Source organism: Paractinoplanes ovalisporus (assembly GCF_016834655.1).
GTDB classification, from domain to species: domain Bacteria; phylum Actinomycetota; class Actinomycetes; order Mycobacteriales; family Micromonosporaceae; genus Actinoplanes; species Actinoplanes ovalisporus.
In genome coordinates this window covers 34055-47620 of sequence record NZ_JAENHP010000033.1, presented here as the reverse complement: position 1 = coordinate 47620, position 13566 = coordinate 34055, and the positions used below count along the sequence as shown (strand labels likewise).

At 68.4% G+C, this 13566-nt stretch carries 14 protein-coding genes and 1 other RNA gene; 7 read left to right on the top strand and 8 right to left on the bottom strand.

All coding sequences use genetic code 11. From position 1 onward, the window contains the following. Positions 1-75: 75 nt before the first annotated feature. The gene (locus JIG36_RS47840; RefSeq protein ID WP_203383589.1) at positions 76-1134 is read left to right on the top strand and encodes a type I glyceraldehyde-3-phosphate dehydrogenase; all 1059 of its coding nucleotides are present in this window, start codon (positions 76-78) and stop codon (positions 1132-1134) included. 11 nt (positions 1135-1145) lie between these two features. Continuing rightward, positions 1146-2060, top strand: a complete 915-nt coding sequence (locus tag JIG36_RS47835; RefSeq protein ID WP_203383588.1) for a threonine/serine dehydratase — start codon at positions 1146-1148, stop codon at positions 2058-2060. A gap of 135 nt (positions 2061-2195) precedes the next feature. Here JIG36_RS47835 and JIG36_RS47830 read toward each other — a convergent pair whose 3' ends face one another. Then, the gene (locus JIG36_RS47830; RefSeq protein ID WP_203383587.1) at positions 2196-2582 is read right to left on the bottom strand and encodes a VOC family protein; all 387 of its coding nucleotides are present in this window, start codon (positions 2580-2582) and stop codon (positions 2196-2198) included. 80 nt (positions 2583-2662) lie between these two features. On the opposite strand from JIG36_RS47830, the gene JIG36_RS47825 reads away from it, so the two are divergent. From JIG36_RS47825 to JIG36_RS47815, 3 genes are all read left to right on the top strand, one after another. Further along, positions 2663-3802, top strand: a complete 1140-nt coding sequence (locus tag JIG36_RS47825; protein ID WP_203383586.1) for a helix-turn-helix transcriptional regulator — start codon at positions 2663-2665, stop codon at positions 3800-3802. Between the two features lie 42 nt (positions 3803-3844). Continuing rightward, positions 3845-4390, top strand: coding sequence for an NUDIX domain-containing protein (locus tag JIG36_RS47820; RefSeq protein WP_203383585.1), 546 nt, complete (start codon positions 3845-3847; stop codon positions 4388-4390). 76 nt (positions 4391-4466) lie between these two features. Continuing rightward, the gene (locus tag JIG36_RS47815) at positions 4467-4970 is read left to right on the top strand and encodes a hypothetical protein (RefSeq protein ID WP_203383584.1); all 504 of its coding nucleotides are present in this window, start codon (positions 4467-4469) and stop codon (positions 4968-4970) included. Between the two features lie 70 nt (positions 4971-5040). On the opposite strand, the gene JIG36_RS47810 is transcribed toward JIG36_RS47815, so the two are convergent. Next, positions 5041-5625: a DEAD/DEAH box helicase family protein gene (locus JIG36_RS47810; RefSeq protein WP_203383583.1), complete on the bottom strand. Its 585-nt coding sequence runs from the start codon at positions 5623-5625 to the stop codon at positions 5041-5043. Between the two features lie 325 nt (positions 5626-5950). Next, positions 5951-6715 carry a sulfite exporter TauE/SafE family protein gene (locus JIG36_RS47805; RefSeq protein WP_203383582.1) on the bottom strand — a complete coding sequence of 255 codons (765 nt, stop codon included), beginning with the start codon at positions 6713-6715 and terminating at the stop codon, positions 5951-5953. Between the two features lie 45 nt (positions 6716-6760). Here JIG36_RS47805 and rnpB point away from each other — a divergent pair. Then, positions 6761-7164: RNase P RNA component class A (rnpB, locus tag JIG36_RS47800), an RNA gene on the top strand. Between the two features lie 20 nt (positions 7165-7184). On the opposite strand, the gene JIG36_RS47795 is transcribed toward rnpB, so the two are convergent. After that, on the bottom strand, positions 7185-7628 hold the full coding sequence (locus JIG36_RS47795) for a hypothetical protein (RefSeq protein ID WP_203383581.1): 444 nt from the start codon (positions 7626-7628) through the stop codon (positions 7185-7187). A gap of 290 nt (positions 7629-7918) precedes the next feature. Between JIG36_RS47795 and JIG36_RS47790 the strand changes: the two genes are divergently transcribed. Next, the gene (locus tag JIG36_RS47790; protein ID WP_203383580.1) at positions 7919-8989 is read left to right on the top strand and encodes a GTP pyrophosphokinase; all 1071 of its coding nucleotides are present in this window, start codon (positions 7919-7921) and stop codon (positions 8987-8989) included. A gap of 4 nt (positions 8990-8993) precedes the next feature. On the opposite strand, the gene JIG36_RS47785 is transcribed toward JIG36_RS47790, so the two are convergent. Genes JIG36_RS47785 through JIG36_RS47770 form a run of 4 tightly spaced genes read right to left on the bottom strand, consistent with a single transcriptional unit; the run spans position 8994 to position 13565 of the window. Next, entirely contained in the window at positions 8994-9818 is an 825-nt protein-coding gene (locus tag JIG36_RS47785; RefSeq protein WP_203383579.1) for a carbohydrate ABC transporter permease, read from the bottom strand. Continuing rightward, positions 9808-10722: a carbohydrate ABC transporter permease gene (locus JIG36_RS47780; RefSeq protein WP_203383578.1), complete on the bottom strand. Its 915-nt coding sequence runs from the start codon at positions 10720-10722 to the stop codon at positions 9808-9810. Before JIG36_RS47780 ends, JIG36_RS47785 begins: the two co-directional genes overlap by 11 nt. Then, the gene (locus JIG36_RS47775; protein WP_203383577.1) at positions 10719-11960 is read right to left on the bottom strand and encodes an ABC transporter substrate-binding protein; all 1242 of its coding nucleotides are present in this window, start codon (positions 11958-11960) and stop codon (positions 10719-10721) included. The genes JIG36_RS47780 and JIG36_RS47775 overlap by 4 nt, the downstream gene beginning before the upstream one ends. A 15-nt stretch (positions 11961-11975) precedes the next feature. Beyond that, a complete protein-coding gene (locus JIG36_RS47770; protein ID WP_203383638.1) occupies positions 11976-13565 on the bottom strand; it encodes an FAD-dependent oxidoreductase in 1590 nt (529 codons plus the stop codon). Position 13566: the final 1 nt, after the last annotated feature.

Sequence of the window (13566 nt, the reverse complement as noted above, 5' to 3'; positions counted from 1 at the left end):
AGGGCGTGACGCGCGGTGGTATCGCCGGCGGCGCGAACGACAGCACCATCAAAAGCGGCCGAGGAGAGCCTTCCCATGAGTGTCACGATCGGCATCAACGGATTCGGGCGGATCGGCCGCAGTGTCGCGCGGATAGTCGCCGCAACGTCAGATCCGGGAATATCCATTGCCGCGGTAAACGACCTTGCCTCCACCGAGAAAATGGCCTACGGGCTGCGCCGCGACAGCATTCGGGGCGCATTTCCGGGCACCGTGACCGCCCGCGCCGACCACCTGGTCGTGAATGACCATGCGATCCGCGCGTTCCACCATGAACGGCCCGAACGCATTCCGTGGGCCGACGCCGGGGTCGACGTCGTCATCGAGGCCACCGGGCGGTTCCGGGCCGGCACGACGGCCCGCACCCACATCACCCACGGCGGCGCCCGCAAGGTCGTGATCAGCGCCTCGGCCGACGACCCCGACGCGTTCCTGGTCTACGGCGCGAACCACACGACCTACGACCCCGACCACCACGACGTGGTCTCCCCCGGCTCGTGCGGCGTGAACGCTCTCACCGTGATGGCCAAGGTGCTGCTCGACCGGTTCGGCCTGCGGGGCGTGAACACGTCGGTCGTGCTGGCCACCCAGGGCTGGCAGAAACCGCAGGACACGTTCAGCGGCACCTCCCGCGACGACCCGCGGCTGGGCCGGGCCACCGGCGAGAGCATCATCCCGCACAACTATGTGGTCGGTGACCTCGTGCGGGTGGCGCTGCCCGAGATCGGCGAGATGCGCTACAGCTACTACTGCGTTCCCACCCCGATCGGCTCGCTGGCCGAGCTCTCCGGGCAGACCGACCGGCCGGTCAGCGTCGAGGAGGTCAACCGGGCCATGGCCGAGGCGGCCGCCGGTCCGCTGCGCCGGGTGCTGGCCTACGACCCCGACCCGACGGTCTCGATCGACGTGAAGAACAACCCGGCGTCGTGCCTGTTCGACCCGTCCGGCACCCAGACCACGGCCGACGGCGGGGTCAAGGTGCGCGGCTGGTTCGACAACGAGTGGGGCTTCTCGAACCGATTACTCGACATCGCGCGTCTGGTGGGTGAACGTACGCCCGTGACGTCGCGGCAGGTGTCCTGGAGCATCGCCTAGAGTTTTTCCTGATGACTGTTCAGATTGATGACGTACGGGCGGCGCTCTCCCGTCTCGAAGGCCGGATCCGGCACACCCCCGTCATGCGGGGCGACGACGGGGTCTGGTTCAAGCTCGAGCACACGCAGCACGCCGGATCGTTCAAGACCCGCGGCATGTTCAACCAGATCCTGGCCGCCGGTGACCTGCCCGCGGCGGGCATCGTCGCCGCCTCGGGCGGGAACGCGGGCCTGGCCGCCGCGCACGCCGCGCGCGAGCTGGGCGTAACGGCCGAGGTCTTCGTGCCCGAGACGGCGCCCGCGGTGAAGGTGGCCAAGCTCGGCAAGCTGGGCGCCAAGGTGGTGCAGGTCGGTCGCGAGTACGCCGAGGCGTACGCGGCGGCGGTGGTGCACGCCTCGTCGACCGGCGCGCTGTTCTGCCACGCCTACGACGACCCGAACATGGTCGCCGGCAACGGGACGCTCGGCCTGGAACTGGTCGCCCAGATCCCGTCCGGCTTCGACACCGTGCTGGTGGCGGTCGGCGGCGGTGGCCTGATCGCCGGGGTGATCGCGGCCCTGCACCCGGCGGCGCGCGTGGTGTCGGTCGAGCCCGAGACGGCCTCGGCCCTGCACAGCGCGATCCAGGCCGGGGCGCCGGTCGACGTCCCGGTGTCCGGGGCGGCGGCCGACTCGCTGGGCGCGCGGCGGGTGGGCCAGATCGCGTACGAGATGGCGGTGGCCGCGGAGACCCCGACGGTGCTGGTCGGCGACGACGCGATCGTGGACGCGCGCCGCCGCCTGTGGGACGACTACCGTCTGGCCGTCGAGCACGGGACGGCGGCGGCGTACGCGGCTCTGACGTCGGGCGCCTATGTGCCGGCGCCGGGTGAGCGGGTGGTCGTGCTGTTGTGCGGCGCCAACACGAACCCGGCCGATCTGGTCTGATCTCCGCGGCGTCTTCTTTCAGTCGCCCGGCGCTTGGCGCTTGGCGCTTGGCGCTTGGCCTTTGTCGCCGCGCTCGGCGCTGGCGCTTGGCCTTTGTCGCCGCGCTCGGCCCGCCTTCCGCCCGGCGCTTGGCCCTTACGGCTTCTGGCGCGCGGCGGCTTCGGCGGTGACCGGGGTGAACAGGTTCACCAGGGTGCCGTCGGGGTCACGGAACAGCAGGGAGCGGTTGCCCCACGGCATGGTGGTGGGCTTCTGCACGACGTCGTCCAGAACCTGCTGGTCCTGCAGGCGCGCGTACTCGGCGTCCACGTCGTCGACGCGGAACTCGATGATCGCCGAGCCCGGCCGGCCGGGCTCGACGGGGGCCGTGACCGTGGCGCCGATCGCGAGGGTGGCACCGGGCAGGACCAGCTCGGCGAAGACGGGCGCGGGGCGGCGGGCGGTGACGCCGGTGACCCGCTCGTAGAAGGCGACCAGGCGGTCGACGTCGGCGGTGATGATGCGTACGGATGCGAAGTTCATGGGGTCGACGCTACGACTGATACCGGACAGGATCCGCCCGGTATCTTCACCTTCATGAGGCCCTTTTCCATCAGCCTTCGATGAGCCGGCCGACCGCGCGCGTGCTCGCGCTGCTGGAGATCCTGCAGGGCGGCGGCACCCACACCGTCGGCGAGCTGGCGGCACGGCTGGGCGTCGACGAGCGGACCGTGAGGCGCTATGCCGAGCACCTGATCGACCTCGACATCCCGGTCGGGTCGGTGCGGGGGCGCTACGGGGGTTACCGGTTGGCGCCCGGCTTCCGGATGCCGCCGCTGATGCTGACCGACGAAGAGGCGATGGCCATCCTGCTCGGCCTGGTCGCCGGGCGCCGGGCCGGACTGCTGCCCACCTCGGACGAGGCGGTCGAGAGTGCGGCCGGCAAGGTGCGACGGGTGCTGCCCAAGGCCGCGGCGGCCCGGTTCGAGGCGCTGGCGGAGACCCTGCACTTCACCTCACCGGCGTCGTCGGCGGCCACTCCCGAAGCGGCCGTGCTCCTGCAACTGGCCACCGCGGCCCGGCAGCGCCACCCGGTGGTGATCAGCTATTCCGGCCGCGAGCGCACCCTCCATCCGTACGGGATCGTCGCGCATTCCCGACGCTGGTACGTGACCGGCGCGGATTCGGTCTCGGGCGAGGTCCGCACCTTCCGCCTCGACCGGATCGGCTGGGTACGCCCGGCGGCCGGCACGTTCGAGACGCCGCCTTCGTTCGACCCCGTCGAGGTCGTGCTGACCGGCTTGGCCGGCACACCGTGGCGGCACAGCGTCGTGCTCCGCGTACGAGGCGAAGCCGACGACGTGCGCACCCGGTTCCCCCGCGGACTCGTCACCGTCGAGCCCTCCACCGGCTCTTCCGCCACGCCTTCCTCTGCCGGGCCCGTCGCCGCGCCCACCTCCACTGCGCCTTCCGCCCCCTCCACCGCGCCCTCCTCCACCGCGCCCACAGTCGCGTCCTCCTCCACCGCGCCCTCCTCCGCCGCGCTCACCGCCGCGCGTTCTTCCGGCTCCCATGGCTGGGTGATCGTGCGGCTCCGGGCCGAGCGGCTCGACTGGCTGCCCGGCGTGCTGGCCGGGGTGGGCTTGCCGTTCGTCATCGACGAGCCGGCGGAGCTGCGGGATCTCGTCCGGGAGTGGGCGGCCCGGATCACGGCCTGCGCGACCGCCACAACTCAGGCCGAAGCCGTCGCCGGCTTTCCGTAGTCACGGTGCCGGGTTGGGGCCGGTGAGTGGGATCATGCTCGGATGCTTGCCGCTGTTCATTCGCTGGTGTCCGGTCTGCGAGCCGGCGACGATCTCGAGGCCGAGCACCGGGAGCACGTGCTCGACTGGCTCGCGCGCACCGACGACGTGTACCGGCGGGTCAAGCCGGCCACCCCCGACCAGCACCTGGTGGCGTACGTGGTGCCGATCGACCCGACCGACGGCGCGATCCTGTTGGTGGACCACGTGAACGCCGGCCTGTGGCTGCCGCCGGGCGGGCATGTCGAGCCGGGTGAGGAGCCCGGGGTGGCGGCCGCCCGCGAGATCGGCGAGGAGCTCGGGCTGGACGGATCGAAAGTCTCGCCGGAACCGGTGTTCCTCACCGTGACCCGCACCGTCGGAATCGATTCCGGGCACACCGACGTGAGCCTCTGGTACCTGCTCCCCTGCGACCGCGACCAGGCACTGGTGGTCGACGAGGGCGAGTTCCACGGCGTCCGGTGGTGGACCCGCTCCGCCCTGGAGGCCGCCGACCCGGCCCGCTTCGACCCGCACTTCTTCCGCTTCCTGACCAAGATCGCCACCTGACGACACCCCGCGAAAGTCAACCCGCCGAACGGACGAAATGTCGCATTTGTTCGGCACGGGACCCGATACTGTGCCGATGACCGCAGCCGTACACCCGCCGCTCGAACTCACGAAGGCGACCTGGACCGACGCGGACTACCCCGAAATGGGGTGGCACGACTGCCGGATCCACGGCCTGAGCCTCGCCGAGCACAGCGACGACGGCGCGCTCCCCCAGGTACGGCTGATGATCGACCTCGACTACATCGTGCGCTGGGTCGACCCCGTCGAGCCCGGCCACCACCTCACCTTCTGGATCGCCCCCGCCACCCTCGTCTTCGAGGGCGCCTGGGGCGTGTCCGGCGAGTTCGGGCCGCTCTACGAACAGCTCGAGATCGCCGACATCCACCGCCTGGACCCGGCCGACGACCACCCGGAACCCTCCTGGCACGTCGAGGGCCACAACTTCGGCTTCCACCTGCGGGCCCGCGGCTTCCGCCAGCATCTGCGACGGGCACCCCAGCACGTACACCGAAAGCTCCTGACCGCCGACGAACGGGGCGGCTTCAGCTTCGCCGAGCACTCCTTCCGCCCAGCCTGACCCTCCCGGACCGCTCCCCTCCGCCGGCCGCCACGGATCGCACCGCTCTGGCGGGACGAGGCTTGCGGGCTCACGCCTCCGCGAGTCTGAGCGTCGCGACGGCCAGCTCGGCTACCTCGTCGGGCGTCAGGTCCGTGTTGTCCACGCGCAGATAGTCGGCGCGGCCCTCGAACTCCGTCGTCGAGTTCATCTTGTACTGGCCGTCGGCCTCGATCAGGAGCAGCCGCGAACGGTCGAGGTCACGCTTCGACGCCTTCTCGGCCAGCCTGTCCTCGCCGACGTTGCGCTTCAGCCTTTCCTCCTGCGAGGCCTCCAGTTCGAGGAACAGCACCCGGCCGCCGCGCTTCACGAACGGTTCGGCGTACGCGGCGACGGCCGCCGCGTCACCGGGGTGGTCGAAGGCCCACACGAACGTGAAAATGAGCCCCGGCAGATCACTGGCGGCCACCTCCGAGAGCACGCCCTGACGGAAGCTCTCGACGAGCCGCTGGAACGGGGGCGTGCCGAATTCAAAGAACCGCAGCACCGGCTCGATGGTCAGATGGTTGTGGAAGACGCGGAACCCGGTGCGCGCCGCGATGGCGTTGCCCACGGTCATCTTGCCCACGGCGGGTGGCCCGATGACAAACAGCAGGGTCGGCGCGTTTCCAGTCATGCGCGGAGGTTAGCGAAACCGCCCTCGGCCCGGCCGCCCGTTTTCCCGCCGCTGTGGACAACCCAGCAATGTGGATAACTCCGTCACCCACCCCACACGCGGTTAGGCTCCCCACCACACCCTGGTGGGAGGGGGTGGGGGTGGCGGGACATGTATACCGCTCCACCAAGCCCTAGCGGGAGGGGTGAGGACGGCGGGCACGCATACCGCTGAACCACGCGGTGATGGGAGAGGTTGGGCCGCGGGACCGCACAGCGCCGCCCCCGGAGGGATGGGGGTGGCGAGACACGTATAAGGCCGTACGGACGGAACTGGTTGGGGATGATCAGCTCAGCGCGCGATAGAGGAGCAGCAAACCGATCGCGGTGCCGAAAGCGACGATCAAGGCCCGCAGCACCGAGGCCGGCAGGCGCTGGGCCAGCTTGGCGCCCGCGTAGCCGCCGACGACCGTGGCCGGTGCGAGGACGGCGACGGCCGCCCAGTTGACCGGGGCGAAGAACGCGAAGACCAGCAGCGTGACGAGGCCGACGGTGGCGGACAGGACGTTCTTGAGGGCGTTGATGCGGTTCAGGGGCTCGTCGAGGATCAGGGCGAGCGCGGCCACGTACATGACGCCCAGGGCCGCCCCGAAGTAGCCGCCGTAGATCGCGCCGACGAAGACTACGGCCTGCAGCGACAGCGCCGCTCGGCGCGGCGACATGGCGCGGGGATGGCCGACCAGGCCGCGCAGGCGCTGCTGGAACGCCAGCGTGGCGGCGGCGCCGAGCACCAGGAAGGGCACGATCAGTTCGAACGCGCGGGCGGGCGTGAGCAGCAGCAGGGCACACCCGGCGGCCGTGCCGAGCACACACACGGGCAGGGTCCGGACGACCCGGCGGCGCTGGCCCGCGAGGTCCGCTCGGCTGCCGGCGACGCTGGAGACGTACCCGGGAAACACCGAGATGGAATTGGTGACGTTGGCCGCCACCGAGGGCAACCCGGTGGCGATCAGGCTCGGAAACGTGATCAGTGACCCACCGCCGGCGATCGCGTTGACGGCCCCCGCGGCGAGCCCGGCCACCAGCAGCAGAAGCACGTGGGTGAGATCCATGGTGAGGTCGAATCTACGACCTCGTTAGAATGGCCGGGCGACGGACGAGTCAGCCAGGCGGTCGCGTCGGCCTCCTTCCGGGGAGGTCGCCGAGGAACGTCCGGACTCCGCAGAGCAGGGTGGTTGTTAACGGCAACCCGGGGCGACCCGCGGGACAGTGCCACAGAGAACAGACCGCCGGCCCCTTGGGGCTGGTAAGGGTGAAACGGTGAGGTAAGAGCTCACCAGCACCCCGGGTGACCGGGGTGGCTAGGTAAACCCCACCCGGAGCAAGGCCAAGAAAGGCCACGGCCGCAAGGCGGTGGCCAGCGCAGGCGTTCGAGGGCTGCTCGCCCGAGCCTGCGGGTAGGCCGCAAGAGCCGAGCCGGCAACGGCCGGCCGAGATGGATGACCGCCCACGGCGAGGCAACTCGCCCGGACAGAATCCGGCGTACAGGCCGACTCGTCCGTCGCGCTACTAACAAGAGCGTCAAGTTTCGAGGGAAGCGCGAAAGCTGAATACCAGGTCTTTGCGCATTTCCCAATAGACCCGCCGCCAGCGTATTCGACTTTTGGCATTACCTCGGGCGAAGTTCGATTCACGGACGTGGAGCCACAGGGACTCCGCCTGCGCGACGACCTCGGCGGTGGCCAGGAACCGGACGTTGTCGAGGGCTACCTGGGCTTCGATCGGGGATACCCGCTTGATCGCACCCTCGCGCGTGGCCGCGTCCGGGTAGCGCTCGTGCAGGGAATACAGCTCCCGCTGATGTTTGTGGATCTCGGAGAGGAATCGGGTGACGGCCTCTCGCCGGAGGTCGGTGAGTTTGGCCGCGCGGTCCCGGCCAAACGCCAATCGCTGGGACAACAGGGTGGACGTGGAGCCTACGACCGCACCTAGTAGCGTTCCGGCAATCGGTAGCCAATCCGCCATACACCTCAGTCAAGCATCGGTATTCGACAAGGTCAAAGTTGTCTTCGAACCACGGAATATCGCCTTTGCCGGAAACGCTGCCGGGGAACTGGCGAAACGGTCAGCCGGCCCGCGGCCGAGTGACGAAGGTAGAGCGTCCCTCCTGGTAGGGCACGCGCTGTCTCAGCGAGGCTGGGCGACAGCCGGGCGCTATGCTGCGTTCTCCATTGGACAGCAGGTACGGCGGTCGCCGCGGGACGTGGGCTCTGACGGCTGCGGCGACTGCTTGATCGAGGGGCTGGAGGACAGGCTTGGAAACGCACGCCACCTCGGAGATCGTGGGGAGATTCGTCCAGATCAGGCCCCTCTTCGCGGACTTCGCGGCGCGCCTCGAGCGTCTTTTGAAGGATCTCCTCGCTCAAAACCACATCGACATCATTCAGATCGAGAGCCGGGCGAAGGACGTCAGCAGCTTCGAAAGGAAGCTGGAGCTGAAGGCGAACAAGTACGCCGACCCGCTCAAAGAGATGACTGACCTGACCGGCGTCCGGATCATTACCTACTACCTCGAGGACGGGGACGAGGTCGAGGCCCTGATACGCCGGGAGTTCGAGGTCGACGAGGAGAACTCGGTCGACAAGAGCGCTCTGCTCGACCCGGATCGGTTCGGCTACCTGTCTCGTCATTTCATCGTCAGCATCGCGAGCCCGAGAGCAGATCTGCCAGAATGGGCGCGCTACGCCGATTTCAAGGCGGAGATCCAGGTCAGGACGGCCCTGCAGCATGCTTGGGCCGCGGTCAACCACAAGCTCGAGTACAAGAGTCAGGAAGACGTTCCCCGGGAGCTGAAGCGAGGGCTGGGCCGGCTGAGCGCCCTGTTCGAGATCGCCGACAGTCAGTTCTCCCAATTCCGGAGCGACCGGGATCGCGTCAGCCAGGCGTACGGCTCCGCACTGGACAGCGGGGACTACAGCATCGAGCTGGATCTGGCCTCGCTGGACGAGTATCTCGAGCGCAGCCCGAGCACTGCCCGCCTGCGGCGCGCGATCGACGCCGTCGGGCAGACCCTCCGATCTGAAGGGACGAAGGACGACTTCGACAAGTCGAACATCCTGGCCATGCTCCGCATTCTGGGAATGACGACGGTGGCCGATCTGGACACCCTGATCAAGAAGTATGCCAACGACAGGATCCTCCTGGAGGTGGTCCGTGACCTGGGAACACCGCGGACGCCGGTTTCCCTGGAGACCTTCCTCGTCAACATGATGCACCTCGAAAATCCGGCCGTTGACGGGGAAGTCGCCCTCGGTTACATGATCGATTTTGATATGTCACCGGATCGGGCCCTTTTGGCGGCCCGCCGCGCCGGAGAACATCCGTAAACCCTTAGCCTTTCAGGCCGGTGTGGGCCAGGCCCTCGATGAACTGGCGCTGGGCTATCACGAAGACGATCAGCACCGGGATGGCTGTCATCGACGCGGCCGAGAGCTGCACGTTCCAGAGCTGGCCCTGGTAGGCGTCGGTGAACTGGGTCAGCGCCTGCGGCAACGTGTATTTCGTCTGGGACGAGATGTAGACGACCGGCTCCAGGTAGAGATTCCAGCTGTGCAGGAACGTGAAGATGGCCACCGCGCCCAGGGCCGGGCGGGCCAGCGGCAGGGCTATGCGCCGGAAAATGGCGGGGCGACCCAGGCCGTCCATCCGGGCTGCCTCCTCCAGTTCGCCGGGCAGGGTGATGAAGAACTGGCGCATGATGAACGTGGCCAGCACGCTCGGCGGGCCCAGCATGGGGACCAGGATCAGCGGCCAGTGGGTGTCGACCAGGCCCAGGCTGTTGAAGATGCGGAACAGCGGGACGATCGTCACCTCGCTGGGGATCAGCAGACCGGTCAGGACCAGCAGGAACAGGAAGTTCTGGCCGCGGAAACGGATGCGGGCGAAGGCGTAGCCGGCCATCGAGGCAACCACCAGCGTGCCGACCGTGACGACCACCGCGATGTACGCGCTGTTCCAGTACTGCTGGGCGAACGGCTGCATCGTGAAGACCTGGCGCCAGGGCTCGAAACTCCAGCTCGACGGCAGCAGGGACGGGGAGAAGATCTCGGAGTTCGGCTTGAACGAGCTCGTGATCATCCACCAGGTCGGGAACACGAAAGGTATGCAGAGGACGAGCAGGACGCCGTACAGGAAAAGCTTGGTCTTATTGCTCATGGAAGACCCACCTCTTGCGCATCTGCCACTGCAGAACGGTCAGGGCCAGCACGATTCCGAAGAGCAGCACCGAAAGTGTGGCGCCGTAGCCGAACGCGTGGAACTGGAACGCCTGCTGGTAGAGGTAATAGACGAGAACCGTCGTGGAATTGCCGGGGCCGCCCTGAGTGAGGACGCTGATCTGGGCGAACACCTGCAACGATCCGACCACGGTGATGATCGACGTGAGCAGAATGGTCGGGCTGATCAGCGGCAGCGTGATGCTGCGGAACACCCGCCACGGGCCGGCGCCGTCGGTGCGGGCGGCCTCGTGCAGCGAAACGGGAACGCCCTGCAGCGCGGCCAGGAAAAGCACCATGTTCAGGCCGACGTTTTTGAAGACCTGCACGATGACGACCGACACCATGGCCGTTCCGCCGGAGCGCAGCCAGTTGGGGCCGTCGATTCCCACCGCGTCCAGCATTCCGTTGAGGCCGCCGTTGTCCTGCAGCAGGAAACCCCACACGATGGTCCACGCGAGCAGGGAAACCACGACCGGCGAGAAGAACAGCACGCGGAAGACCGTGGTGCCGCGCAGTTTCTGGTTGAGCAGAACGGCGAGCAGCAGGGCCAGGGCCAGGTTGAGGACGACCAGGCCGATCGAGAAGAACGCCGTCGCGCGGAGCACGGCCGGCACATTCGGGTCGTCGGCCAGTTTCCGGTAGTTCTCGGCGCCCACGAAATTGAACGTGTCGGCCAGCACGTTCCATTCGTGCAGGCTGTACCAGACGACCAGGACCAACGGCAGGAACACGAAGGCGAGCGCGCCGAGCAGGGCGGGCGTGATGAAGACGTACGCGGTCAGTTGATCACGCCGCCGCGTGGTCCAGTAGCGGCGGCGCGTCAACGAGGAGCCAACGGTCATTTGGCGAGCAGCGGGTTGATGGCCGCGCACACGCCCTTGAGCACGCCCGGAACGTCGGCGCCGGGCTTCCACAGCGGATCAAGCGACGACCGTACGGCCTGATTGATCTCCGCGCTTCCGGTGTGGCTGGGCTTGACGACACCGTCGGCGATGCCGTCGATCACGACGTTCTGCAGCTGTTCCGGCTTCAGCAGCGGGTTGGCCTTGGCCAGGGTCTCGGCGTTGAGCTGCGACTGCCGGGGCGGCGGGAAGAACTGGGCCAGCTTCGCGGAGTTGGCGGGGCTGGTGAAGAACTTGACGAATTCGGCCGCGGCCGACGCGTTCTTGCCTTTCTTCAGCACGCCGAGGCCGCCCTGGCCGATCACCGAATATTCGCCGGCCGGGCCGGCCGGAAGCGGGACGAGGGTCCAGCCGAAACCGCCCTCTTTGAGCAGCGACGTCCGCGAGATCTGGGCGATTGTCATGGCCGATTCACCGGCGAAGAAGTCCGCGGCCACACCGGGCGCGGGCATCGCCTTGTCGGTGAAGATCGCCTTGTGCAGGAACGTCATCGCGTCGACCATCGGCGGCTGGTCGAAGCCGCAGGTCTTCCCGTCGGCACTCCAGGCCTCGGCGTCCCAGCCGCGGAACACGGTCGCCAGGTTCGTCCAGTCCTTGTAGTCGAAGTCGCGAATCACCAGACCCTGTTTGCCGGTTTTTTCGGCAACATCAGACGCGGCGGCTGCGGCCTGTTCCCACGACCAAGAGGAAGAGGGCAGGGAAACACCGGCCTTCTTGAACAGGTCGGTATTGACGAAGACCCCGAAAGGCGAGGTCGAGAACGGATACGCCATCAACTTGCCGTCCTGCTTCCACAGGGCGGTGGCCGCCGGCGCCAGGTCCCCGGCGTTCTCGATGCTGTCGTCGAGCGAGGTCAGCGCGCCCGAGGCCACGAAGTCGGGCGCCGAACCCTCGAGGATCCACGCGATGTCGGGCGCGTTCCCACCGGCGATCTGGGTGGTGACCGTGGTCGTGTAGTTGTCGATCGGCAACGCGTCGAACTTGACGGTCACGTCGGGGTGGGTCGTCTTGTATTCGGCCGCGATCGAGTCGAACAGCTGCACGTGGGCCGGGTTGGACGACCACGTGGTCATGCGCAGCGTGATCGGGCCGTCGGAGCCGGCGTCGTCACCGCCACCGCAGGCGGTGAGCGAGCCGAGCAGGGCAACCGTGGCTATACCGGAGAGAAGACGTCTCATGGGGATCTCCAAATCTCAGTAACCGCTGATGTCGGGCCAGCGCAGCTCGACGCCGTCGGAGCTCAGGTGGTTCTGGAACTCGGTGAGCAGATCGGGGGTGTTGCGCACGGCCCGCGGCGAGACGGAGCGGTCGAGGCAGAACGCGGCCAGCGCGCCGGCCACCTCGCCCGCGTTCCACTCGACCGGATGCAGCCGGTACGAGCCGTTGGTGATGTGGGTGGTGGCGATGTTCTTGCCGGCGGGGAGCAGGTTCTCGACGCGCTGCGGGATCAGGGCCCCGAGCGGGATCTCGAACGGGCAACTGGCGACGTCGATGTAGTTGTCGCCGCCGGTGGAGGGGTGCAGATCGATGCGATACATACCGACACCGATCGAATCGGAGTACGGAACCGCGCCCTTGTCGCCTCTGACCTGCAGACTCAGGTCCTGTTCGACGACGGTGCACTCGCCGCGGATCCGACGACCTTCCCGCACGTACGGGGCCATCGCCAGGCCGTCCGCACTGCCGGTCACGTCGCCGCGCAGTCGCAGCCCCGGCCAGCCCGTTCCCCCGTCCGGGCGTGGCGCCTCGGTCTGCAGCCAGTAGAGAACGGAGAAAGACAGCTCGCGGGCCTTCGCCTCGACCTGCGCGGGGTCGGGCACATCCACGTACGGCTGCTCGAAATAGTCGATCATCGGCCAGTTCACGAGGCAGATGTCGCTGGGGTAGAAGCCGTCGGTGAAGTTGCGGCGCGCGGCGATGCGGCGGAACGTCCACAGGTTGCCGTCGCCCGGGTTGACGCGCTGGTCGGCGTCGACGAGCCACGGGTCGTCGTCCGGGTTCGGCGTGAACGAGCGGGTGGAGATTTCCAGCGTACGGGGGTTGGGGGTCTGCCACGACAGCATCCGCGCACCCCAGAACTCCGGTTGGTAATCGCGCCAGAAGCCGTACGCCGAAGGCTTGTCGATGGTGTGATCGCCGTCGACGTGGTCCACGGCGAAACACACCGACAGCGCCTGCATGTTGGCCGGGTCGCCGGTCTCGGGGGCGCTGGGCTCGCCGGTCTCGGCCTGTGACTCGGCGCCGGTCACATATTCGGTGCCGGTCATCGGCAGCAGGTCGCCGGTTTCGGTGGCGTCGAGGATGTAGGGCGCGGACAGCACGTACTGCTCGCCGTGATGGCGGACCGTGACGGACGTGACCCGGTCACCGTCGGTTTCAGCGGACACCGGCACGGCAGGTTGCAGCACGGTCAGCCGGCCCGACCCTCGGTAGGGGGCGAGCATCGCGTCGATCACCGCCACGGCGACCCGCGGCTCGTGGCAGAGCCGGCTGACGTGCCCGGCCCCGGGGTTGAGGTCGCGGGTGCGGCGGGCGCGGTCGGTGAGCGGATAGTGGGCGCGGTAGTGGGCCCGGATGCCGTCGCGCAGCGCCCGGTAACTCGCGGTGACGCCGAACCGCTCGACCCAGCTGTGCTCGTCGGGCGGGACGGCCTGGCTGGTCAGCTGGCCGCCGAGCCAGGCGTACTCCTCGGTGAGCAGCACCCTCCGGCCGGCTCGGAGCGCGGCCAGGGCCGCCGCGACTCCGCCCAGGCCGCCGCCGATGACGAGGACGTCGGTGTGCATC

Bases quoted from the DNA above. Each gene is read 5' to 3' on its own strand.
- JIG36_RS47840 (WP_203383589.1), top strand. From the start codon at position 76: ATGAGTGTCACGATCGGCATCAACGGATTCGGGCGGATCGGCCGCAGT.
- JIG36_RS47835 (WP_203383588.1), top strand. From the start codon at position 1,146: ATGACTGTTCAGATTGATGACGTACGGGCGGCGCTCTCCCGTCTCGAA.
- JIG36_RS47830 (WP_203383587.1), bottom strand. From the start codon at position 2,582: ATGAACTTCGCATCCGTACGCATCATCACCGCCGACGTCGACCGCCTG.
- JIG36_RS47825 (WP_203383586.1), top strand. From the start codon at position 2,663: ATGAGCCGGCCGACCGCGCGCGTGCTCGCGCTGCTGGAGATCCTGCAG.
- JIG36_RS47820 (WP_203383585.1), top strand. From the start codon at position 3,845: ATGCTTGCCGCTGTTCATTCGCTGGTGTCCGGTCTGCGAGCCGGCGAC.
- JIG36_RS47815 (WP_203383584.1), top strand. From the start codon at position 4,467: ATGACCGCAGCCGTACACCCGCCGCTCGAACTCACGAAGGCGACCTGG.
- JIG36_RS47810 (WP_203383583.1), bottom strand. From the start codon at position 5,625: ATGACTGGAAACGCGCCGACCCTGCTGTTTGTCATCGGGCCACCCGCC.
- JIG36_RS47805 (WP_203383582.1), bottom strand. From the start codon at position 6,715: ATGGATCTCACCCACGTGCTTCTGCTGCTGGTGGCCGGGCTCGCCGCG.
- JIG36_RS47795 (WP_203383581.1), bottom strand. From the start codon at position 7,628: ATGGCGGATTGGCTACCGATTGCCGGAACGCTACTAGGTGCGGTCGTA.
- JIG36_RS47785 (WP_203383579.1), bottom strand. From the start codon at position 9,818: ATGAGCAATAAGACCAAGCTTTTCCTGTACGGCGTCCTGCTCGTCCTC.
- JIG36_RS47780 (WP_203383578.1), bottom strand. From the start codon at position 10,722: ATGACCGTTGGCTCCTCGTTGACGCGCCGCCGCTACTGGACCACGCGG.
- JIG36_RS47775 (WP_203383577.1), bottom strand. From the start codon at position 11,960: ATGAGACGTCTTCTCTCCGGTATAGCCACGGTTGCCCTGCTCGGCTCG.
- JIG36_RS47770 (WP_203383638.1), bottom strand. From the start codon at position 13,565: ATGCACACCGACGTCCTCGTCATCGGCGGCGGCCTGGGCGGAGTCGCG.